The organism is Acinetobacter sp. ANC 5414 (assembly GCF_013004295.1).
GTDB lineage: Bacteria > Pseudomonadota > Gammaproteobacteria > Pseudomonadales > Moraxellaceae > Acinetobacter.
Window position 1 is genome coordinate 98,118 of sequence record NZ_JABERM010000001.1, and the last position, 23,641, is coordinate 121,758.

Annotated in this window: 22 protein-coding genes; 12 read left to right on the plus strand and 10 right to left on the minus strand. The window is 42.0% G+C overall.

The features are described 5' to 3' along the window. Positions 1–10 precede the first annotated feature (10 nt). The 4 genes from HLH18_RS00525 (at position 11) to HLH18_RS00540 (ending at position 5,550) form a co-directional block, all read left to right on the plus strand. Positions 11–3,193 carry an efflux RND transporter permease subunit gene (locus tag HLH18_RS00525; RefSeq protein WP_171545414.1) on the plus strand — a complete coding sequence of 1,061 codons (3,183 nt, stop codon included), beginning with the start codon at positions 11–13 and terminating at the stop codon, positions 3,191–3,193. Then, entirely contained in the window at positions 3,193–4,650 is a 1,458-nt protein-coding gene (gene adeK / locus HLH18_RS00530; RefSeq protein ID WP_171545599.1) for a multidrug efflux RND transporter AdeIJK outer membrane channel subunit AdeK, read from the plus strand. Before HLH18_RS00525 ends, adeK begins: the two co-directional genes overlap by 1 nt. 105 nt (positions 4,651–4,755) lie before the next feature. After that, on the plus strand, positions 4,756–5,112 hold the full coding sequence (locus tag HLH18_RS00535) for a YbjQ family protein (RefSeq protein WP_171545415.1): 357 nt from the start codon (positions 4,756–4,758) through the stop codon (positions 5,110–5,112). Between the two features lie 3 nt (positions 5,113–5,115). Then, positions 5,116–5,550 (plus strand): YbjQ family protein, encoded by a 435-nt coding sequence (locus tag HLH18_RS00540; RefSeq protein WP_171545416.1) that lies wholly within the window; start codon positions 5,116–5,118, stop codon positions 5,548–5,550. 183 nt (positions 5,551–5,733) lie between these two features. Here the strand turns inward: HLH18_RS00540 and HLH18_RS00545 are convergent, their stop codons facing one another. Both HLH18_RS00545 and HLH18_RS00550 read right to left on the minus strand, forming a co-directional pair. Beyond that, a complete protein-coding gene (locus tag HLH18_RS00545; protein WP_171545417.1) occupies positions 5,734–6,540 on the minus strand; it encodes an SDR family oxidoreductase in 807 nt (268 codons plus the stop codon). 45 nt (positions 6,541–6,585) lie between these two features. After that, positions 6,586–7,251 (minus strand): hypothetical protein, encoded by a 666-nt coding sequence (locus HLH18_RS00550; protein WP_171545418.1) that lies wholly within the window; start codon positions 7,249–7,251, stop codon positions 6,586–6,588. A gap of 184 nt (positions 7,252–7,435) precedes the next feature. On the opposite strand from HLH18_RS00550, the gene HLH18_RS00555 reads away from it, so the two are divergent. Beyond that, positions 7,436–10,327 carry a valine--tRNA ligase gene (locus HLH18_RS00555; protein ID WP_502708107.1) on the plus strand — a complete coding sequence of 964 codons (2,892 nt, stop codon included), beginning with the start codon at positions 7,436–7,438 and terminating at the stop codon, positions 10,325–10,327. Positions 10,328–10,385: 58 nt separating this feature from the next. On the opposite strand, the gene HLH18_RS00560 is transcribed toward HLH18_RS00555, so the two are convergent. The 4 genes from HLH18_RS00560 to HLH18_RS00575 form a co-directional block, all read right to left on the minus strand. Then, entirely contained in the window at positions 10,386–10,550 is a 165-nt protein-coding gene (locus HLH18_RS00560) for a hypothetical protein (RefSeq protein WP_171545419.1), read from the minus strand. A 102-nt stretch (positions 10,551–10,652) separates the two neighbouring features. After that, positions 10,653–11,039, minus strand: coding sequence for a hypothetical protein (locus HLH18_RS00565; protein ID WP_171545420.1), 387 nt, complete (start codon positions 11,037–11,039; stop codon positions 10,653–10,655). A gap of 230 nt (positions 11,040–11,269) precedes the next feature. Further along, complete coding sequence (locus HLH18_RS00570; RefSeq protein WP_171545421.1) at positions 11,270–11,638, minus strand: endonuclease domain-containing protein; 369 nt, start codon at positions 11,636–11,638, stop codon at positions 11,270–11,272. 150 nt (positions 11,639–11,788) lie between these two features. Then, positions 11,789–12,838 carry a molecular chaperone DnaJ gene (locus HLH18_RS00575; RefSeq protein ID WP_171545422.1) on the minus strand — a complete coding sequence of 350 codons (1,050 nt, stop codon included), beginning with the start codon at positions 12,836–12,838 and terminating at the stop codon, positions 11,789–11,791. 266 nt (positions 12,839–13,104) lie between these two features. On the opposite strand from HLH18_RS00575, the gene HLH18_RS00580 reads away from it, so the two are divergent. The 5 genes from HLH18_RS00580 to HLH18_RS00600 all read left to right on the plus strand — a co-directional run bounded on the left by HLH18_RS00580 (position 13,105) and on the right by HLH18_RS00600 (position 17,304). Further along, entirely contained in the window at positions 13,105–13,782 is a 678-nt protein-coding gene (locus tag HLH18_RS00580) for a DUF421 domain-containing protein (protein WP_171545423.1), read from the plus strand. Between the two features lie 344 nt (positions 13,783–14,126). Next, on the plus strand, positions 14,127–15,068 hold the full coding sequence (locus HLH18_RS00585; RefSeq protein ID WP_171545424.1) for a transporter substrate-binding domain-containing protein: 942 nt from the start codon (positions 14,127–14,129) through the stop codon (positions 15,066–15,068). A gap of 69 nt (positions 15,069–15,137) precedes the next feature. Next, positions 15,138–15,881, plus strand: a complete 744-nt coding sequence (locus HLH18_RS00590; RefSeq protein WP_131290787.1) for an amino acid ABC transporter permease — start codon at positions 15,138–15,140, stop codon at positions 15,879–15,881. After that, positions 15,881–16,564 carry an ABC transporter permease subunit gene (locus HLH18_RS00595; protein WP_131290890.1) on the plus strand — a complete coding sequence of 228 codons (684 nt, stop codon included), beginning with the start codon at positions 15,881–15,883 and terminating at the stop codon, positions 16,562–16,564. The genes HLH18_RS00590 and HLH18_RS00595 overlap by 1 nt, the downstream gene beginning before the upstream one ends. 14 nt (positions 16,565–16,578) lie before the next feature. After that, entirely contained in the window at positions 16,579–17,304 is a 726-nt protein-coding gene (locus tag HLH18_RS00600) for an amino acid ABC transporter ATP-binding protein (RefSeq protein ID WP_171458806.1), read from the plus strand. A 55-nt stretch (positions 17,305–17,359) separates the two neighbouring features. Here HLH18_RS00600 and HLH18_RS00605 read toward each other — a convergent pair whose 3' ends face one another. Then, positions 17,360–18,097: a carbonic anhydrase gene (locus HLH18_RS00605; protein WP_171545425.1), complete on the minus strand. Its 738-nt coding sequence runs from the start codon at positions 18,095–18,097 to the stop codon at positions 17,360–17,362. Between the two features lie 607 nt (positions 18,098–18,704). Between HLH18_RS00605 and HLH18_RS00610 the strand changes: the two genes are divergently transcribed. After that, positions 18,705–19,892: an ammonium transporter gene (locus HLH18_RS00610; protein WP_171545426.1), complete on the plus strand. Its 1,188-nt coding sequence runs from the start codon at positions 18,705–18,707 to the stop codon at positions 19,890–19,892. A gap of 136 nt (positions 19,893–20,028) precedes the next feature. Here the strand turns inward: HLH18_RS00610 and HLH18_RS00615 are convergent, their stop codons facing one another. Beyond that, a complete protein-coding gene (locus HLH18_RS00615; protein ID WP_171545427.1) occupies positions 20,029–20,715 on the minus strand; it encodes an HAD family hydrolase in 687 nt (228 codons plus the stop codon). 212 nt (positions 20,716–20,927) lie between these two features. Between HLH18_RS00615 and HLH18_RS00620 the strand changes: the two genes are divergently transcribed. Beyond that, positions 20,928–21,614 (plus strand): phosphatase PAP2 family protein, encoded by a 687-nt coding sequence (locus tag HLH18_RS00620; RefSeq protein WP_171545428.1) that lies wholly within the window; start codon positions 20,928–20,930, stop codon positions 21,612–21,614. A 7-nt stretch (positions 21,615–21,621) separates the two neighbouring features. Here the strand turns inward: HLH18_RS00620 and HLH18_RS00625 are convergent, their stop codons facing one another. Both HLH18_RS00625 and HLH18_RS00630 read right to left on the minus strand, forming a co-directional pair. After that, complete coding sequence (locus HLH18_RS00625) at positions 21,622–22,944, minus strand: sensor histidine kinase (protein ID WP_171545429.1); 1,323 nt, start codon at positions 22,942–22,944, stop codon at positions 21,622–21,624. A gap of 12 nt (positions 22,945–22,956) precedes the next feature. Beyond that, complete coding sequence (locus HLH18_RS00630) at positions 22,957–23,634, minus strand: response regulator transcription factor (RefSeq protein WP_171545430.1); 678 nt, start codon at positions 23,632–23,634, stop codon at positions 22,957–22,959. Positions 23,635–23,641 lie beyond the last annotated feature (7 nt).

The following is a 23,641-nucleotide window of genomic DNA, read 5'->3' on the forward strand; positions in this document are numbered from 1 at the left end:
GGTAGACTAAATGGCTCATTTTTTTATTCATCGCCCGATCTTTGCATGGGTGATTGCATTAGTGATTATGCTGGCGGGTATTTTAACCCTCAGTAAAATGCCGATTGCACAATATCCGACCATTGCTCCGCCAACCGTGACCATTGCTGCAACTTATCCAGGTGCATCTGCTGAAACTGTAGCCAATACAGTGACTCAGATCATTGAGCAGCAAATGAACGGTCTTGACGGTTTACGCTATATTTCTTCAAATAGTGCGGGTAACGGTCAAGCATCGATTGCTTTGAACTTTGAACAAGGGATCGATCCCGATATTGCTCAAGTTCAAGTCCAGAACAAATTACAGTCGGCGACTGCGTTACTTCCTGAAGATGTACAACGTCAGGGTGTAAAAGTCACTAAATCAGGGGCGAGCTTTCTACAAGTACTTGCATTCTATTCGCCAAATGGTGAACTGACTGATGCCGACATTAAAGACTATGTGAACTCAAATATTTCTGAACCGCTTAGCCGTGTAGCGGGTGTGGGTGAAGTACAGGTATTTGGTGGTTCATATGCCATGCGTATCTGGTTAGATCCTGCAAAACTCAGCAGTTATCAACTCACCCCAAGTGATGTGGTTGCTGCCTTACGTACTCAAAATGCGCAAGTCGCTGTGGGTCAACTCGGTGGTGCGCCTGCTGTTGAAGGTCAGGTGCTAAATGCAACTGTAAACGCACAAAGTCTTTTACAAACGCCTGAACAGTTCAAAAACATTTTCTTGAAAAATGTCGGTACTGGTGCAAAAGTCACTGTTGGTGATGTTGCTAAAGTTGAATTAGGTTCGGACAACTATCAGTTCACCTCTAAATTCAATGGTAAACCTGCTGGTGGTGTGGCGATTAAATTGGCCACTGGTGCAAATGCATTAGACACGGCGACTGCTGTAGAAGAACGTTTAGTACAGTTACGTAAAAACTATCCAAGTGGTTTAAAAGATCAGTTGGCCTTTGATACCACACCGTTTATCAAACTTTCAATTGAAAGTGTGGTTAAAACTTTAATTGAAGCGATTATTCTGGTTTTCATTGTCATGTTCCTGTTCTTGCAGAACTGGCGTGCAACGCTTATTCCAACCATGGCTGTGCCTGTGGTGGTATTGGGTACATTCGCGATTATCAACCTGTTTGGCTTCTCGATTAACACACTCACCATGTTTGCCATGGTACTTGCCATTGGTCTTCTGGTGGATGATGCGATTGTTGTGGTCGAAAACGTTGAACGTATTATGGCGGAAGAACACCTTGATCCTGTAGAAGCGACTGAAAAGTCGATGAGTCAGATCTCTGGTGCATTAATTGGTATTACCACTGTGTTGTCTGCAGTGTTCGTCCCAATGGCGTTCTTTAGCGGAACCACCGGGGTAATTTACCGTCAGTTCTCGATTACCTTAGTGACAGCCATGATTCTGTCACTGATTGTAGCCTTGACCTTTACCCCTGCCCTATGTGCAACCTTGCTAAAACAGCATGAAAAAGACAAGCCACAAAGCAACAGTGTTTTTGCCCGCTTCTTCCGCTGGTTTAACTATAGCTTTGACCGCATGTCGAGTGGCTACCAAAAATGGGTCGGCAAACTGCTGATTCATAAAGTCATTGCAGGTGTCATTTACGCAGTTGTAATCGCAGGCTTGTTATTCCTGTTTAAAAGCTTGCCGAGTTCATTCTTGCCGGACGAAGACCAAGGCGTGGTCATGACCCTGGTTCAGCTTCCACCGAATGCAACCCTTGATCGTACCGAGAAAGTCATTGATCAAATGACTGGCTTCTTTATGGAAGGTGAAAAAGCCAATGTCGACTCTGTATTCAGTGTCGCAGGTTTCTCATTTACCGGTGTCGGTCAAAATGCCGGTCTGGCTTTCATTAAGTTGAAAGACTGGAGCGAACGTACCACACCTGAAGCACAGATTGGTTCAATTATCCAACGTGGTATGGCGTTAAACGTGATTGCTAAAGATGCCTCTTATGTCATGCCGTTGCAGCTTCCTGCAATGCCAGAACTGGGTGTTTCTGCCGGCTTTAACTTGCAGTTAAAAGATGCTGCGGGTAATGGTCATGAAAAACTCATCACTGCACGTAACATGATCCTAGGTATGGCTGCGCAAGACAAACGCCTTGCGGGTGTGCGTCCGAACGGTCAGGAAGATACGCCACAGTACAAAATCTATGTCGATAATGAAAAAGCCAGCGCTATGGGCGTCAGCATTTCTGAAATCAACAGCACCATGAGTATTGCTTGGGGTGGTTCATACATTAATGACTTTATCGACCGTGATCGTGTGAAGAAAGTGTATGTTCAAGCCGTTCCTGATGCACGCATGATGCCGGAAGATTTAAACAAATGGTACGTACGCAGCAACTCTGGTCAAATGGTTCCATTCTCGGCATTTGCCACAGGTGAATGGACTTACGGTTCGCCACGTCTTGAACGTTATAACGGTATTGCATCGGTCAACATTCAAGGTACGCCTGCTCGGGGTGTCAGCTCGGGTGATGCGATGCTGGCAATGGAAGAAATCATTGCCAAGCTTCCACAAATGGGCATGCAGGGCTTTGACTATGAGTGGACCGGTCTATCTTTAGAAGAACGTGAATCTGGCTCACAAACCATGGGACTTTATGGTCTTTCCATGCTGATCGTGTTCCTGTGTCTTGCCGCATTGTACGAGAGCTGGTCAATTCCATTCTCAGTCATGCTGGTCATTCCACTCGGTATTGTTGGTGCAGTGGGTCTGACTTTCTTGGGTATGGTTCTGTTTAAAGATCCAAACCTGTCGAATAATATTTACTTCCAGGTTGCGATTATTGCCGTCATCGGTTTGGCTGCAAAAAATGCGATCCTGATTGTAGAATTCGCCAAGGAACTGCAAGAAGATAAAGGTGAGCCTTTACTTGAAGCAACTCTTCATGCAGCAAAAATGCGTTTACGTCCAATCATCATGACCACTTTAGCCTTCGGTTTTGGTGTACTTCCTCTTGCCCTTGCTTCGGGTGCGGGCGCAGGTAGCCAACACTCAGTCGGTTATGGTGTACTAGGTGGCGTAATCAGTTCGACGTTATTGGGTATCTTCTTTATTCCTGTGTTCTATGTCTGGATTCGAAGTATCTTTAAATTTAAACCTAAAAAAACAAATAATCAGGAGCAAGCATCGTGATGCAAAAGGTATGGTCTATTTCAGGTCGTAGCATTGCGGTATCTGCACTTGCGCTTGCTTTGACAGCTTGTCAAAGCATGCGTGGCCCAGAGCCCGTAGCTCAAGCGAATATTCCAGAACAGGGTTATTTAACCTCCGCTTCTGGTCCTTCAATTGCTGAGCAAGGTTATAAAGACTTTTTTGCCGATCAACGCTTATTACAAGTGCTTGATCTGGCATTAGCCAATAACCGTGATTTGCGTACTTCGGCATTGAATATTCAACGTGCGCAGCAACAGTACCAAATTACCCAGAACAACCAGCTTCCAACCATTGGTGCCAGTGGCAGCGTGCTTCGTCAGGACACGCTCAACACCGGTGCCATGACCAGCTACAATGTTGGTCTGGGTGTAACTGCCTATGAGCTGGACTTTTGGGGTCGTGTTCGTAGCTTAAAAGACAATGCTTTAGATACCTATTTAGCAACATCAAGCGCACGTGATGCCACTCAAATTGCGCTGGTCGGTCAGGTTGCTCAAGCATGGTTAAACTACTCGTTTGCAAATGCAAATTTAAAACTTGCAGATCAAACATTAAAAGCTCAACTTGAGTCTTATAACCTCAACAAAAAACGTTTTGATGTCGGTATCGACAGTGAACTTCCTGTTCGTCAGGCACAGATTTCTGTAGAAACTGCGCGTAACGATGTTGCAAATTACAAGACTCAAATTGCTCAAGCACAGAACTTGCTTAACCTGCTGGTAGGTCAAGCAGTTCCTGCAAACTTGTTACCGACTCAACGCGTAACCCGTATTAGCAAAAGCAATGCCTTTAGTGCTGGCTTACCAAGTGATCTGCTGAATAACCGTCCTGATGTGCGTGCTGCTGAATACAAACTTTCTGCAGCGGGTGCAAATATTGCTGCGGCTAAAGCACGCTTGTTCCCGACCATCAGTTTGACCGGTAATGCAGGCTATGCTTCAACCAGCTTAAATGACCTGTTTAAATCAGGTGGATTTGTCTGGTCAATTGGTCCAAGTATTGATCTTCCAATCTTCGATTGGGGCACACGTAAAGCCAACATCAAGATTTCAGAAACAGATCAGCAAATTGCGTTATCTGACTATGAAAAATCGATTCAGTCCGCTTTCCGCGAAGTGAATGATGCCTTGGCAGTACGTCAAAATATTGGTGACCGCTTGGCTGCACAACGCCGTTTGGTTGATGCAACCAATACCACCTACCGACTTTCTAATGCCCGCTTCGGTGCCGGTATTGACAGTTACTTGACGGTATTGGATGCGCAACGTGCATCTTATGCTGCAGAACAAGGTTTATTGTTGCTTGAACAAGCCAACATGAATAACCAGGTTGAAGTCTATAAAACACTCGGTGGCGGTATTAAAGCCAACACTGGTGATGCGGTTCAACAGCCAGCATCTACTGCTGAACGTAAAGCTGCAAACAGCGCTGAATAATTTTTTAGCGTTGTTAAAAAGCCTGCTCTATGCAGGCTTTTTTATTGCTTTTTAAAGCCTGATTTCCTATCTTCACTACAACCTCTCTTATTTGAATATCAACAAATGCTTTTAAGTAATCTAGAATCTGTTCCGGGACATACCATTACCCGTCAAATTGATGTGGTCTATGGCAGCACCGTTCGCAGTAAACATGTCGGACGCGACCTGCTTGCCAGCTTAAAAAATATAGTCGGTGGTGAACTGACGGCGTATACAGAATTGCTTGAAGAATCACGCCAGGAAGCCATGAGCCGTATGATTGAAAAAGCCAAATCAATCGGTGCAAACGCTGTGGTGGGTATCCGTTTTTCAACTTCAAATATTGCCCAAGGTGCTTCGGAACTTTTTGTTTATGGCACTGCGGTGGTGGTTGAAGCAAATGCACAAAAACTGCCTGATCCCTTTCCGACTCAAGGCTAAGCTATGGATGCCTTGATCTTAAAAATTGCCATCTTTGTGGTTTTATTTGCGGTTGGCTGGGGCTTTGGCCGCCTTGTGGAAAGAAAGCATTTAAATGAACTGGATGAACAAGAACATCGTTTGGCTTATATCACGCTAGATAATAGTCGCTTTAAAACCTCCCCTCATGAGGGACAATTGGTGAGTAGCAATGTGGTCATTTCCCATGACTATTTTAAATATGTGATAGCCAATATTGAGAACTTTTTTGGTGGCCGTTTAACCAGTTATGAAAGCGTAGTTGAACGTGCGCGACGCGAAGCCATTGTGCGTTTAAAACTGGAAGCTGAAAAAATGGGCGCAACTCATATTATGGGCTTGCGATTGAGTACCACTGAACTGGGCATGCAAGGCGGGATGGTTGAAGTGTTTGCTTATGGCACGGCGATTCAATCATAAATTCTCCCCAACTCTCTCTATATTTCATTAACTTTTTTCAAATAGCAGAGCTCCTCCCTTTTTTAAAGGGAGGTTGGGAGGGATTATATCGTGACTAACATTTTACTATTTAGAATCCCCCAAATCCCCCTTTTGCAAAGGGGGACATTAAAGCTTCTTCCTTTAAAAAGGAGGGAGCTTTAATTATTTCACCTTCATTTTGCGAATCATTTTATATAGTGTGCTTGGAGATAAGCGCGACACCCATACCCCCAATTTTTCTTTAGTACCACCAACCACAATATATTCTTCATCATTCAACAGAGACTTGACTGCAGTTTTAGCGAATTCGTCAGGCTGCAAACCATTTTCAATCGCTTCATCCTGATGGCCCTGTGGTTTGCCTTCGCCATTTAATGCATTGAATGACACATTGGTCTTAACAAAACCCGGGAAAATAACAGAAACACCGACCCCTTTGTCAGCCACTTCTGCACGTAAACTGTTTGCCCACATGTGAATCGCGGCTTTGGATGCTGAATAGGATGCGCGGTATTGCGTACCCAATAAACCTGCCACACTGGAAACAAAGATAATTCGACCTGTTTTTTGTTTTAAGAAAGTTGGTAATACGGTTTTAGTCAGAAACACTTGCGAGAAGTAATCCACTTCCATGATGGCACGTTCAGTTTGCATGGTCGTATCGGCAATTAAGGCACGCTGACTGAGTCCTGCATTATTGATTAGCCAGTCAATACGCCCTTTTTGATTCAATACTTGTTCATAAGCATGGCGAACTTGATTTTCATTAGTAATATCGGCACTGATACAAATATGCTGATCCGGATTGGCTAAACTTTGACGAACATTTTCCAGTTCATCCATACGACGAGCAGTGAGTACAATCTGTGCTCCTTGCAAGGCACACTCTTGTGCAAGCGCCTTACCCAAACCTGAAGATGCACCGGTAATCCATACCACTTTATTGTTCAAACTGTCCTGCTTCGCCATGTTGCTGTTCCTATTTACACTTACGATTAATAATGCGTTGATCTGTTATTGATTTTTTTGCTCATGATTCAAAAACATCAAAAAATGATCAAAATAACGAGGGGTCATTTGGGAATCATACTGTGCCCCCAGTTTTTCCAAACGCTTATAGCCCATCTGGGTGGTCAAATGAATCACGCCATTTAAAGTTTTATCCACCACTAAATTGAATTTCAACATGTTTTTAGGTTCACGAACCAGACTGGTCACTCCTTGATCGACCAACTGGGTAAATGCTTTTAAGCCTGGCGAAACATAATGCGTATTTCCCTCTTTCATTTGCTCCACACATTCCAGCAATTCCACCACCAAGACATGATCGACACTATAAGAAATATAATTTTCTCCATTTTTCTCATAGGCCCTATCTTTTAGATAATTCACCATCGGGATCAAGCGATCATTTCCAAAAAATGAAACCGACCATGGCATATATTTACGTACGGTATCTAAAATTTGTTTAACCATTTTTTCAGATTCTCGATCGCCAGAAGTCGATAAACGCGCAATTTCACCAAACACCTGATCGACAATTTCACAGGAAATATCTGCCAGAACCTCACCTAAAGGTTTGGCTAAACTTTGAGTTTCACCCTGATTCAATTGCTGATGAATCTGATGAAAACGCTGATGGGTTTCTCGGGTTAATTTTAAAGAAATGAAATAGCTCATACCGATAATCTCCTTTTAGAATTGTTCTACGACCATTCGCGCTGTTTTTATTCCACTCTTATCATAAGATCTTATGCAGCGTATGCCAATTGCATAAAGTTTGCATTTGGTGAAGCTGCCTCATTCCGTAATTTTTTTGCTACAATAGTCCTAATTTTTTATTCACTTTTGATCTGTTCTGACTATGACTGATTCTGCGCAAAATATTGCTACGACATACGATCCTACCGAGATCGAGAAAAAATGGTACAAGACCTGGGAAGAGAACGGCTACTTTAAGCCGTCTCGAAAAGGCGACTCATTCTGTATCATGATTCCGCCACCAAACGTCACTGGTAACTTGCACATGGGTCATGGTTTTAACAATGCCATTATGGATGCCTTAACCCGTTACAACCGTATGTCTGGGAAAAACACCTTATGGCAACCGGGGACTGACCATGCCGGTATTGCAACCCAGATGGTGGTTGAACGGCAATTGGCAGCACAAGATATCAGCCGTCATGACTTGGGTCGTGAAAAGTTCATCGAAAAAGTCTGGGAATGGAAAGAACAGTCTGGCGGTAACATTACCCGTCAAATTCGTCGCCTCGGTTCTTCTGTAGACTGGTCACGTGAACGCTTCACCATGGATGATGGTTTATCTAACGCGGTAAAAGAAGTATTCGTACGTTTACATAAAGAAGGTCTGATTTACCGTGGTAAACGCCTGGTCAACTGGGATCCTAAATTACAAACTGCCCTGTCTGATCTTGAAGTTGAATCAGTAGAAGAAAAAGGTTCACTTTGGCACTTTAAATATTTCTTTGAAGATAAAGACCTTCGCACCAAAGATGGCAATGACTTCCTTGTTGTTGCGACAACGCGTCCTGAAACTTTGCTTGGTGACTCGGCTGTTGCTGTTCACCCTGAAGATGAACGTTATGCACACCTTGTCGGCAAAAACATCGTTCTTCCAATTTCAGGTCGTTTGGTTCCTGTGGTTGCGGATGAATATGTCGAAAAAGATTTCGGTACAGGCTGTGTAAAAATCACCCCTGCACACGACTTCAATGACTATGAAGTGGGTAAACGTTGCAACTTGCCAATCATCAACATCTTCAACAAAAATGCGGAAGTGTTGGCCGAGTTTGAATACATTGCCAAAGCCGGCGAACAAATTTCTAAAACCATTCCTGCGCCTGCAGACTACATTGGTTTAGAACGTTTTGCTGCACGTAAAAAACTGGTTGAACAAGCTGAAGCTGAAGGCTGGTTAGATCAAATTCAACCTTACGACTTGAAAGCACCTCGCGGTGACCGTTCAGGCGTCATCGTTGAACCATTATTAACCGATCAATGGTATGTAAAAATTGCACCGCTTGCTGAGCCTGCAATTAAAGCGGTTAAAGATGGCGACATCAAATTTGTGCCTGAGCAATACAGCAACATGTACATGGCTTGGATGAACAACATTCAAGACTGGTGTATCTCACGTCAACTCTGGTGGGGTCACCGTATTCCTGCTTGGTACGATGTAGATGGCAACGTTTATGTGGGTCGTAACGAAGCGGAAGTGCGTGAAGAAAATGGCATTGCTGCAGATGTTCAGTTAACACAAGATGAAGACGTACTGGACACCTGGTTCTCGTCTGGTCTTTGGACATTCTCAACTTTAGGTTGGACTGGCGATGCCAAGAAAGATGCGGAAAACTACTTCCTCAATACTTTCCACCCAACAGATGTGTTGGTAACCGGTTTTGACATCATCTTCTTCTGGGTTGCCCGCATGATCATGATGACCATGCACTTCATGAAAAATGAAGACGGCACACCGCAAGTTCCGTTTAAAACTGTGTATGTACATGGTTTGGTACGTGATGGCGAAGGTCAGAAAATGTCTAAATCTAAGGGTAACGTGCTTGATCCTTTAGACTTGATTGACGGTGTAGACCTTGAAACTTTGGTACAAAAACGTACCACAGGTTTGATGAACCCGAAACAAGCGGCGAAGATTGAAAAATCGACCCGTAAAGAATTCCCGGAAGGCATTCAGTCTTACGGTACTGATGCGGTTCGTTTCACGTTCTGTGCGCTTGCCAATACGGGTCGTGACATCAAGTTCGACATGAAACGTGTTGAAGGCTACCGTAACTTCTGTAACAAAATCTGGAACGGTACTCGTTTCGTTCTGATGAACGTTGAAGGTCAAACTGTGGGTCAAACTGCACGTCCTGATCTTTGGGAATTGCCTGAACAATGGATCGTGAGCCGTTTACAAAAAGCGGAACTTGCAGTTCAACAAGCCTTTGCCACTTACCGTTTAGACTTGGCTGCGCAAGCAATTTACGAGTTCATCTGGAATGAATACTGTGACTGGTATGTCGAGCTGACCAAGCCAGTTCTGAATGATGAAAATGTCTCTGAAGAACGTAAAGCGGAAGTTCGTCGTGTTCTTCTTGCGGTGATGGAAGCATCTTTACGTCTTGCGCATCCAATCATGCCGTATTTGACTGAAGAAATTTGGCAGACCCTTGCACCAATGATTGGTTTGGGCGGCGAAACCATTATGACTGCGGCTTACCCTGTTGCGGATCAAGCGTTGATTAATGACCAAGCTGAAGCAGATATGCATTGGCTGCAAGGTTTGATTGGTGCAGTACGTAACATCCGTGGCGAAATGGGCTTAGGTAATGCACGTTTACTTCCAGTATTGATGCAAAACATCACTGATGCTGAAGTGGCGCAAATTTCACGTATCGAACCGTTGTTTAAAGCATTGGCGAAAGTGGAAAGCATCACTTACTTGGAAGATGGCGAACAACCACCATTGTCGTCTTCATCAGTTGTGGGTCACGCCTCTGTATTTGTTCCAATGAAGGGTTTAATTGATCCTAAAGCGGAATTGGGTCGTTTGCAGAAAGACTTTGATAAAGTTCAAAAGCAGCATGACCAAATTGCAGGAAAACTTTCGAATGAAGGTTTTGTGGCAAAAGCACCTGCTGCTGTGGTTGAAGGCGAGAAAGTGAAACTTGCTGAATTTGCTGATCAGTTAGCGAAGATTAAAGCGAATATGGAGCAGATTGCGGTGCTTTAATTGTTTTTTTTGAATAATATTTAATCTAAAATCCCCTTCAAATTTGAGGGGGATTTTTTTAGCCCCAAAATTTTTGGATAATTTCTTTTATCCAAGCAAATATCGGAACTAATAGCACTGCCCAAAAAGGTGAACCTTTAGGCGCTTCATTAATTATAATGATTGGCTGCTGCTTGACAATTTTATGCCGTTTTTTAGCTTTTGACTTTTTACGTCTAGCCATAAATTCTTTACCTTATAAATAGAATTTTGGACTACACGTTTGAGTTCTTCAATGATATGTCCCAAACGTGTAAATGCATACAGTTTGGTCATAATGGAATGCTCAAGCAGAGATGGAGAGATTCTTTTGAATGGAGAAATTACGAGTTGTTATAAATAAAATTGGCAAAGCTACTAAGAGAATTATTTTATAAAAAAATTGTAAACTACTAAATTTACTATCATCGGGAGATTTTGAAAATAATTTAGAAACTTCTCGATTTATATAATGATAAAGAAATTTATCTAAATCCACTAAAATACCAATTTTTGAGAGAAGTTGATGATACCTGTTTTGGAAATGAGCAAAGATAGTTCTACGACGTTGAGTATTCCCTAAACAAGAAAAAACTTCTGCCAGCACATTTAATCCGAGTTTCAACTGATTATCTCTATCAAATGATAAGGAGTCACTATCGTCCTCAAAATCATCCCAACTCAATATACTCATATCTAGACCTTTTTTATTTTAAGTATTGATAATATGAATCCTTCAGCAAGTTGTCACATAAAAACACTACATATAGATCACTCCAAAAATAGAAACACCATATATAGGAAAATCTTCATTTTACTCTTTACCCTCACCCCGACCCTCTCCCATAGGGAGAGGGAGTAACCTTTATGAATTAACTTGTTATTTGATACGCAATGAAAGTTCCCTCTCCTTTTAGGAGAGGGTTAGGGAGAGGTCTGTTTTAGCTCAAAACAAATCTTCCACAAATCCTCCAAAACCACATCCGTCTGCCCCAACACCTCATGATTCCAATACCGCGCCACCTTCAAATCTAATGCCTCTAAAAACTTGGTGCGCTCGGCGTCATATTCAATCGCATCATTAGTACCATGATGACTGCCATCTAACTCAATCACCAAACTAAGCTCATGATAGTAAAAGTCCACAATATACGGCGCAACTATATGCTGACGGCGAAATTTTAAGTTCATAAAGTGCTTGGCTCGAAGAACTTGCCACATCAAATGTTCTGCATCGGTGGTGGATTGGCGCATGGATTTGGCGAATTCTAATAGTTGGGGATCTATTTTCATTTTTATTTTCTTATAAGATTTATTCTAATTATATGATACACAAAGAAGTTCCCTCTCCTCTCAGGAGAGGGTTAGGGAGAGGTGAATATAAGAATATATCAACTCTTTCCCTCTCCCCAGCCCTCTCCCAAAGGGAGAGGGAGAAAAGCATTAAAGCGCCCCATTCTCCAACAACATCTCCAACCCTTTCACTCGACTCATATATTTAAGCCGTTCTTTTTCCCATTTTACCTGCTGCTTTAAAGCCGAAGTATCTGCATCAATTTGTTTATACAAGTCATTAATTTGCAGTTTACCTTTGGACTTTTTCACTGCAATTTTGGCATTCTCTGACCAAACCAATGAATCAATAATTTCATTTATTTCATCATCAAGTTTTTGACTTTGTGCATCTAAAGCCAATTTATAGAACTTCACTTGCTCGGCGCTTAAACCCTTTTGTGAAGCACCTCGGTTTTGCTCAATCTGGATTTGCAGTTTCAGCAAATAGAACAAATCCTGCTTCTCGTAAGCAGCATTGGCATGTTGCAACATTTCAGTTTTTTCAAGTTTTTTGCTTTCATCCTGTTCACGGTCAGGGTGAATACTCGACGCAATTTTCAAATACACAGTTTTTAAAGACTGCTCTGCCATTTTCTGAGCTTGCTCGCGTTTCTCTTGCTGTTTTTTGAGTTTTGCGTATTCACGTTGCTGTTCGTGCTTTGTATTGCCCCAATTATCGAAGCTATCAAATGCTGTTTCATCTTCATCTGATTCAGCGCTTTCAGACACAAAATCTGTTTCAACGAAAGGCTTTTTCTTGGTTTTCTTTGCTTTTGTATGTGCTGTATGTTGCTGGTAAAAGATATCAATTTCTTCGATTGTATTGGCTTGTTGCGCTGACAAAGCTTTTGATTCTTTTAAGTATGCTGCAAGGTGTTGGATTTTTTCATCAAGCTGCAAGATTTCTGCTTTTGAAAAGTCACCACCATGTAAGTGTTGCCATAACTGTTCAAGCTGCTGAAACAATACAGTGTGTAATTCGTTATAAACTGGCACCAGGGTTTTACGTGCATGTTGTTGAATGTCGGCTTGAGCTTTTTCCCAAGTTGCCAAGTCTATTTTTTGCTGTTCAATTTTTTCAATCAGGCGATTCAGCTTTTTTTGTTGTGGCGAAAGCTCTGCATCTGGCTGAACAGTGGTTTTTAAATCGAAAGACATAGCGAGGCAAAAAGCAAAAGAAAAACTATAGCAATATTCCTGACCCAATGACAGATAACAGCAAGTAATCTAAAGCGAGGCAAGAGTTAAAAGGGTCCATTTAGTTATGGGATGATTCATTTTTTATTGGGTAATAACGGTTATTTTAAATGAACTAAGTTACTCAAATACTGGCAGTTCTTTACCGAATTATAAACATACGCCCCGCTTTACTCGGGCATAGTATAAAAAGATGAATAAACGAATAATAGAAAGGAATGACATCCATGGATTGGGCAACTCTCTTTATTCATGACACCACCTGGACATTTGCCGCAGAAATCACCATACGCGTAGTGCTCATGTTTAGCATGATCATGATCTTTCTGCGCTTAACCGGTAAACGGGGTATTCGGCAACTCTCCATTTTTGAGCTGGCGATTATTTTATCTCTCGGTTCCATTGCCGGTGACCCGATGTTCACCGAAGACCTGCCGCTGATTCAAGCCCTGCTGATCATGAGTATTGTGATCACACTTTACCGCCTAACCACCTGGCTGATGATGAAATACCAACCTTTTGAAGACTTAATCGAAGGAAAGTCGCTCTATATTGTGGAAGACGGCATGCTGGTACTGGACAAGATTAAACGCGGCAAAATGTCGCATGATGAATTCTTCGCGGAAATGCGTCAGCAAGGCATCGAACATTTGGGTCAGGTGCGTGCTGGCTTGCTGGAAACCGACGGTAACTTTAGTATTTTGTTGTTTAAGCCCGATGAAATTCGTTACGGTCTCCCCCTTTTCCCCAAACAGTATCAGCAAACCACTCAAGTAGAACCGGAAACCTACTATGCCTGCATGCATTGCGGTTATGTCGATTATATTTCCAAGCCAGATCAGCAATGTTCACGTTGCCAATCTTGTCATTGGGCCAAAGCACTCAATAGTCAGATATTAAGATAAATTTCCAAGTGATCTAAATAGTTGTATCTTTTGTTTAAATTAAGCTACCTTAAATTTTAGTCGTAAGTCTCAATTATAAACTTCCTCTGGCATGCTTCCTGCTGTAGTTAAAGTCAGTTGTTATACGGAGTTTTGACTAAAAACTGGTTATTTCCTCAACATTTATCATTAACAAAACGGTAAAAAATCCTGCTTGAGCCTTGAATAGAAACTCGATTAAGATGAAAGCCAAGATTAAAAATAAACGCAACAAAAAGTGTCATTTGTTATCTCAAGCTGATGAATGAATCATCGGTTTAAATCCAAAACAAATGATGATTAATAATAGAAATGGAGTTTTCAATATGTCACCTAAACGCACTATGACCTCTTTACTTTGTGCAAGCGCACTGATGCTTGGACTAAGCGCTTGTAGCGACAATAAAGCTCCAACATCGGGCGAAAAAACCACTGGCGATGCAACGACCTCCGGCACGCTGGATAAGATTAAAAAATCCGGCACCATTGTATTGGGCTATCGCGATTCTTCTATTCCGTTCTCTTATATTGCAGACAATCCAAATCAACCGGTCGGTTATGCCCATGACCTGCAATTAAAAGTGGTCGAGGCTGTTAAACAAAAACTGAATATGCCGGACTTAAAAATTCGCTATAACCTGGTGACCAGTCAAAACCGTATTCCTTTGGTTTCAAATGGCACAGTCGATTTGGAATGTGGCTCAACCACCAATAACAAGGAACGTCAGCAACAAGTCGATTTCTCTGTGGGTTTCTTTGAAGTCGGTTCTCGCCTGCTTACCGCTAAAGATTCAGGGGTGAAAGATTTTACTGACCTGAAAGGTAAAAAACTGGTCACTACAGCCGGAACAACGTCTGAACGTTATATCCGCCAGCATCAGCAGGAACTTGGGATTGGTGAAATTATTTCAGCCAAAGACCATGCAGAATCATTCTTGATGCTACAAAACGGACGTGCCGCTGCCTTTATGATGGATGATATTTTGCTGGCAGGTGAAAAATCTAAAGCCGCTGATCCAAACAAGTGGGAAATTGTCGGCACTGCACCAATTCACGAAATTTATGGCTGTATGCTGCGTAAAGGCGACACGGGCTTTAAACAAGTGGTCGATGATGCGATTAAAGCCACTTATAGTTCCGGTGAAATCAATAAAATGTACCAGAAATGGTTCCAGCAGCCGATTCCACCAAAAAACATTAATCTAAACTTCAAAATGTCAGATCAGCTTAAAGCGTTAATCGCTACACCGCACGATCGCGATCAATAAACTTTAAAACAACATACTTTCAAGATCAGGTAAACGTGGATTTTTACCTGATTCTTCGGTGGAGTCACTATGAATTATAGTTGGAATTGGAGTGTTTTGTGGCAATCCACAGGAGTCGGTGATAGTACCTATTTGCAATGGGTTTTAGTGGGTCTGGGCTGGTTGTTGGTGATTGCCCTAGTCGCGTGGAGCATTGCCATGGTTTTGGGCAGTATTCTGGGCATCATGCGGACTTTACCGAATAAGACTGCACGTGCGATTGGTACCGCTTATGTCACTATTTTCCGAAATGTACCGTTGCTGATTCAATTATTTATCTGGTTTTATGTGGTTCCCAACTTTTTGCCATCAGCTATTCGAGACTGGTGGATCAATGACCTAGGTGCCAATACTACAGCGCTGATCTCAGCCAGTGTTGGTTTGGGTTTATTTACCGCTGCACGGGTGTGTGAACAGGTGCGTACCGGAATTGAAGCCTTGCCGGTCGGACAGGTGAATGCCGGTTATGCCATGGGTTTTAGTACTGCCCAGCTCTATCGCTACGTTATTTTACCGCAGTCTTTTCGGACCATTTTGCCGCCGCTCAGTTCAGAGCTGACCAACTGTGTAAAAAACACCTCGGTTGCTTCACTGGTGGGAGTGGCAGAAATTATTTCCCAGATGAAAACCATCAGTGAATACACGCAAAATACCATCGAGATTTACACCATTGTGACCGTGATTTTCATTGTGATTAACGTCTGTTTAATCTCGGCAATGACCCTGCTGGAAAGACGCTTACATGTGCCCGGTTTAATTGCAGGAGGTAAATAATGGAATGGCTCTCTGCATTTTTAAATGACTTGCAACTCTCTGGTCCTGCCTTATGGCATGGCTTTAGTATCACTTTAAAAGTGGTCTGTATTGCAACTGTAGGTGGTATTCTGATTGGCACCATTTTGGCTTTAATGCGTTTATCTTCCATTAAGGTGTTGAACTGGATTGCACAAGGCTATGTGAACCTATTTCGCTCCATTCCCTTACTGTTGGTGTTGATGTGGTTCTACTTTGCGGTGCCTTTTATTTATACCGCAGTCACGGGAAATTACCTGACTATTGATACCGCCTTGGTATCCAGTATTGTGGCATTCATGCTATTTGAAGCAGCCTATTTTTCTGAAATTGTGCGTGCCGGCATTCAGTCGATTCCGCGTGGACAATCGGCAGCAGCTTCGGCTTTAGGCATGAGTTATGGACAATCGATGCGTCTCATTATCTTGCCGCAAGCCTTTCGTAAAATGACACCCCTGCTATTACAGCAAACCATTATTTTATTTCAGGATTCAACCATGGTGTATGCCATCGGTTTACTGGACTTTTTCAGAACCAACTATGTCCGGGGTGACCTGATGTCGCTGCTGACCCAGTATATTTTATTTGCAGGGCTTGTGTATTTCACCATTAGTCTTTTGGCCACGTATGCGGTTAAAAAATTACAAAGAAGGTTACGCGTATGAATGATAACAAAGTGATGATCGACATTCAGAACGTGAGTAAATGGTACGATAAATTTCAGGTACTCACAGATTGCAGCACGCAAATTCGCCAAGGTGAAGTTGTGGTGGTTTGTGGTCCTTCTGGTTCGGGGAAATCGACCCTGATTAAAACAGTCAATGGTCTGGAAGCCTTCCAGCAAGGCAATATTGTGGTCGATGGAATTTCGATTAAAGATCCGAAAACTAATTTAAACCAGTTGCGCAGCCGTGTAGGCATGGTATTTCAGCATTTTGAACTGTTTCCGCATTTAACCATTACCGAGAACTTGACCATTGCCCAAATTAAAGTTTTGGGACGTTCTGAAGCCGAAGCCAAGAAAAAAGGTTTGGCGTATTTAGAGCGAGTTGGACTGAGTGCTCAGGCGGATAAATTCCCTGCACAACTTTCCGGGGGACAACAACAACGTGTGGCCATTGCCCGTGCCTTGAGTATGGATCCTATTGCCATGCTGTTTGATGAACCAACCTCCGCACTTGATCCTGAAATGATTACCGAAGTTTTAGATGTGATGGTGGGACTGGCCAAAGAAGGCATGACCATGATGTGTGTCACGCATGAAATGGGCTTTGCGCGTCAGGTGGCGAACCGTGTGATCTTTATGGATCAGGGGAAAATTGTAGAAGACTGTACTAAAGATGAATTCTTTAATACGAAGCGTGGCGAACGCGCTCAGCAGTTCCTGGATAAAATTTTGCATTAAAGCTGAAAGTATTTAAAAAGCAGATCATAAGATCTGCTTTTTTATAGGGAAAAAATTATTCAAGCACCAAGCGTGCATTGGTCGGCTGTACAGGACGATTATTCGGATGTTCCAGCAAACTTGAAAATGCCTTGATTTGTTGTTTCGAAGCTTGCTGGATATCTTTAAGCACAACCCAGCGTACGCCCTCAGAACACGGTGGTGTGGTTAGCGAACCATTAAAACGATAATAATCTAATTTTTCAGGTAGGAAGGCAGCGGCTAAATCTTGATGTTTCAACTGTACCGCATTGCCTGCTTTTTTCGGCAATTCTTTCCAGAGTTGTTTTAGTTTTTTATTTTCCTGACCTTCGTCAAACATCACAGCAATAACGGCTAACTCGCCTTGTTCAGTGGCATGCACCAAATGCATTTCCATGGCAAAGCTTTTGCCCTTAATGGTATTTTCGCTTGGACTATGTAAATGAAATTGTTTTAGATGAAAGAGTTTATGATCTAATTCCAGGGTGTTGCCCTCGGCAAAATTAATTTGCACGGTCCGATGATTATTGATAATCGTATCCGCTTTTGAACTGTAATTTAATTTTAAAGCCGGTAGTTTTGCCGATATGGTTTGATCAATATTAATCGGTGCTTGATTGACTCCTTCGCAGGCTTGATATTCAGGCTTAATCTTGCCCCATTGTGCGGGTGCAGTCTCTTTTGCATACCCCCAGTCAAACTGTGTGCCTTCTGCTGCAAATGAATAATTAAAACCAACCAATGCCATTACCGCAAGCATACTCCGCTTCATCATTAAATCCTAAAATGTAATATAAAATGAAGACTTATCTTCTAGAGTTAACATGTTGAACGCAAAACCAAAACTACCATTTCGTTATAGGTTTTGTATCCCATATTGATTAATTATTCATCTTGTTTGCTTTAAAGAAATTCAGTTATCCCTACTTTATTTTTATCGCGCTCATCTTTCCTTTAGATTTCGCAGATTTCAAATAAGAGCGATTTTTTCCAAACGCACCATAATTGATGATAAAAGCAGCTAAAACTGCTTCATCAAAATGCATTGCTTATTTTATCTTTAAATTATTTTTAATATTTTAGATCAATAACATTGCCACTATTCAGTGCTAGAGAAAAAAGCCGAAAAAACAGACAAAATTATAAATTCTAAATTTAATTTACTAATCATATATTTATATATACTTTAATTTAAATCTCTTGCCTTAAATTGGTGCATGAAATGCATCTAAAAATCATGCTTTGCTTTATATCGAGTCTTGAGCATTTTTTTGCATGAATTATCACTATTTCCCTTTTTCAAAGCTCTTCCTCAAATCCTAGGCCTCGATATACTGATCTTCTTTTTGTGAAAAACAGCACTAAAATGGGGCTAAAATATGCAAAATATAGATTTACTCTTTCTCCTTCTTGGTGCAGTTTTAGTTTTAGCCATGCATGCAGGTTTTGCATTTTTGGAGCTGGGCACAGTACGACATAAAAACCAGGTCAATGCACTGAGTAAAATTCTGACTGATTTTTCCATTTCAGCCATTGCCTACTTTTTTGTTGGCTATTACATTGCTTATGGACAACATTTTTTCCATATTGGCGCAACCTTAGCTGCGGATCATGGCTATAACCTGATGCGCTGTTTCTTCCTGCTGACTTTTGCTGCGGCCATTCCTGCCATTATTTCTGGCGGTATTGCCGAACGTGCCAAAATGCGTTCACAAGCCATTGCCACCTTGTTATTGGTCGCCTTGATCTATCCTTTCTTTGAAGGCATTGCCTGGAATGGCAATTTGGGATTGCAAAAATGGTTAGCAAGCACATTTGGTGCAAGTTTCCATGACTTTGCCGGTTCTGTGGTGGTGCATGCGATGGGCGGATGGATGGCTTTAGTGGCGGTGCTTTTACTTGGTGCGCGTTATGGCCGTTATAAAAAAGATGGTCGAGTGAGCGCACATCCACCTTCTTCCATTCCGTTTCTGGCTTTGGGTTCATGGATCTTAATCGTGGGCTGGTTTGGTTTTAACGTGATGAGCGCGCAGCGTTTAGATGCTATTTCAGGTCTGGTTGCGATTAACTCACTCATGGCGATGGTCGGTGGAACCATTGCTGCCAACTTCATGGGCAAAAATGACCCCGGCTTTTTACACAATGGTCCTTTGGCGGGTTTAGTCGCGATTTGTGCAGGTTCTGATGTGGTGCATCCAGTGGGAGCGCTTATAATTGGAGCAGTTGCAGGCGTGATCTTCGTTAAACTCTTTACCTATACGCAAAATAAACTTAAAGTCGATGACGTCTTGGGCGTTTGGCCCTTGCACGGCGTATGCGGTACATTTGGTGGCTTGGCCGTGGGGGTTTTCGGACAACAATGGTTAGGCGGTCTGGGCAATGTTTCCATGATTTCGCAAATGATTGGTACACTCCTTGCAATCTCGATTGCACTTACTGGCGGCTTTCTGGTTTACGGTGCACTCAAAATCACCATGGGCATCCGTTTATCCCAAGAAGATGAATTTCGTGGTGCGGATTTGTCGATTCATAAAATCTCAGCCAATTCAGAAGACACCATGTTTTAATGGCTTAAATTTTAAACCTGATTCTTAAACCTGATCTTAAACTTAATACGATTTTCAGCGCGACTCGAAAGAGTCGCTTTTTTTATCTATATAAATGTCAGTTCTATTTCTAATAATAGATAAGTAACAATGAACCTTATAAATATTGTTTAATTTCAGCTAAATTTTGAATAGTATTCATCGACTGAGGATCTTCAACATCATGAAAACCTTGCAGCCACAAAGCCTTCATACCCGCTTGGGTTGCGCCTTGTATATCATTGACTGGATGATCACCAATAAAAAGACAATGTTGCGGATCCACATCCAATTGACGGCTGGTATGCAGAAAAATTTCAGGATTCGGTTTACTCATCCCGACCAATTCAGAACTGATAATTTCGTCAAAATAATGGCTAAAACCCAAGCCTTGCAAAATGGTTAAACGGGTGGCATGTCCACCATTGGAAATGACTGCCAGTTTATAACCCTGCTGTTTTAAATCTTCTAACAGGTGATTCGCACCTGGCATGGCAACAGCAGACAATCCAAATTGCTGAAACCAGAATTGTGATAACTCTTCCAAGTCCGGCAGACTTTTCCACGTCAGTTCTTGCTGTAAAGCATAAGCCACGGAAGCCGCAATACTCGGATGGGTTAACAGCTCTTTTTTAGGGTAGCCACCATTATCAATACGGCAAATAATCGACTGAATCTGGCTGATCTCATCTTGCGGTAATTGATGCTGATATGTACGAGCCAGATGTTGGCTATATGCCAAAATACTTTGATCACGATGGGTTAAGGTATTATCCAGATCAAATAAAACAGCACGAATCGTCATATTAATACCTCACAGATCTTGTGGGCTAATGTAGCATTGAAGACCTGAATGATTATGCTGTTTCCTGAATATGCTTATCAGGATTGGGCACAAAGTTATTCAGCATCCTCACCAGATTTTCTAAGGGTTTAGCCCCCTATTCAGCCATCGCTTAAGTCTAAATTAAGTTTTTGTTGCTGTAATGGCACAAATAAAATCAATCGATCTTTTTTATGCACGACAAGCAACGCTTCCTCCTCTACCAAGGCTGCTTCTTGGTCATCAGTTTTTGCATGCTTTGGATCTTCTTTCCTATCGGTGGATCACTGGATCTAGCTCTTATTCATCCGTGGGTGAGTGAATCGGGGAAATTTTTATTGCGTGATAACTGGTATCTAGCCGAACTGAATCACCGTTATGTCAAAGATCTGATCATTTTGGTCTATGTCAGTTTTTTTATTATCTGGTTGGCTTCGTTCAAAGTTGAAAAATTAAAACCGCTACGCTGGACCTATGGCTATTTCTTTTGCATGGTCATTCTATCAACCTCGATCATTGGATTGTTAAAATCTCAATCCGCCCACGCTTGCCCCTGGAATATCACGATTCCCACCTCTCAGGGTTTCTTTTGGGATTTTTCCGCCAGCAAAGGACATTGTTTCCCGGGTGGTCATGCCTCAACCGGCTTTGCACTCATGGCAGGCTATGCTGTCTTTCGCCAATCTAATAGAAAGCGCGCCTACTTTTTTCTGGTCTCGGGCTGTATTTTAGGGTTTGCCATGGGTTGGGCACAGATGATGCGTGGAGCGCATTTTCTAAGTCATAACCTGTGGACGGCATGGATTATCTGGCTGGTCAATGTGGTCTTTTATTTATTTAACTACAAGCGTTTTACAATTACTCCATCTTCTCCGGAATGATGGATTTTTAAATCTGCTTGACCAGTGGCAATTGGACATTCACCTGTAAACCTCCCAGACTTTCACTCCTTGAAAAAGAGATGCTGCCACCCAATCGTTCCGTGGCTTTATCGACAATAGAAAGTCCCAAACCGCTACCCATTTCTAAATGATGGTGAATACGATAAAAGCGCTTAAGAATCTGCTTATGCAACTCGGGGGCAATCCCCGGCCCGCTATCTTCAACTTGAACCATGGCAAAACCGTTTTGTTCAAATACAGAAACATTAATCACGCCCTGATTCGGTGTGTATTTAATTGCGTTATCAATCAGATTAAAAATAATGGAATGAACGGCTGATTCTTGGCTATGTAAGACAACATCTTCTTGTCGCTCCATGCCCAAATCAATTTCTTTTTGCATGGCTAAATGAATCAACTGTTCAACGCAATTAACTGCCACCTGATTGAGTAAAAATTGCTGTTTGGTTTCCACATTCAAAATTGAAGCATCTTGTTTAGCCAGATTGAGTAACTGGCTGACCAGATGTTGAATCCGGATTAATCCCTTACTCAAATTCTGTAAATTGTGATCTTCTGGAAATTGTTTTAACAGAATTTGCATTTGTAAATTTAATGCAGTGATGGGCGTGCGTAATTCATGTGCGGCATCGGCAATAAATTGTCGCTGTTCCTGTTGCGAATGTAAAATACGCTCAAACAAATGATTCATTTCAGTAATGGTTGGAACAATTTCCACAGGATAATCAATGAGTTGTATTGCGCTTAATTCGTCTGAATCTCGTTGTGCCAATTCAGCTTTAAAATCATCGAGTGGCTGTAAACTTCGGCTAATAATCCAGCTTAAACCCCAAATCACAAAAGGCATAAACAGCAGGTAAGGAATAAACATACTTGCGGCAAGCTCTAATGCCAAACGCTGCCGTGTCGATTGCTGCTGGCTGACCTGAACCTGATAATGCTCTAAAGGTAAAACATAAGTATGCCAAATGTCTTGTGCCGTCTTATGGGTGTAAAATCCTGCTTTATGAACAGGATGGATCAACAAATCTAAATCATGCGTTTTATGATCTTGATTGGTATAAGCCCAGACATCAACAAATAAATCTTCTTCATGATAATGCTTGGATGGATCAAACTGGCTTTCAACCGGTTCAGGATCATGCGCAGCGATGCGTTCTGCCAAATTTTGCATCTGCGCATCTAAAACTTCATTAATTTCTTCCAGTGCAATCCGATAAGTAGAAAAAATCAGCAAGCATCCCAAGGCAATACTAAAAACAGAAATATAAATGATCAGGCGTTTTTTTAATGAATACTGTGATTGCACCAGTTGCTGACCTTATAGTTGTCCGAGTCGATAGCCTAACCCGCGAATGGTGCGAATAAAATCTTTACCCAGTTTGGCACGTAAATGATGGACATAGACTTCAATGGTATTACTGCTCACTTCGCTATCCAGATCATACAATTTATCTTCTAAATTGGCTTTAGAAAAAATCTTGTTCGGATGACTGACTAAAGGAATCAAAATTGCCCATTCACGATTGGAAATGTCGATATATTGTCCCTTAAACTTGGCAATATGCTGCTCCACATCCAGAACCAAATCACCATAACGAAGGATTTGTGGGCTGTCTTGAAGTGCGGATTCTGCACCACTACGGCGTAACAAAGCATGAATGCGCGCCACCAATTCATCAAACTCATAGGGCTTAATCAAATAGTCATCGGCCCCATTGTTCAAGCCTTCGACACGGTTTTGTAATTGATCGCGTGCAGAAATAATCAGAACAGGTAAATTTGACCATTGCTGACGAATTTGTTTCAACACCTGCATACCATCCATCATCGGTAAACCAAGGTCGAGCAAGACAATATCAAATTTTTCTTGGGTCAGTTTTTTTAAACCATCAATCCCATTGTTAACCCACTCCACATCAAATTGCTGATATTTCAACAAAGTCATGCTGGATTCAGCAATCATAAAATCATCTTCAATCATTAATATTTTAGTCATGCTTTAA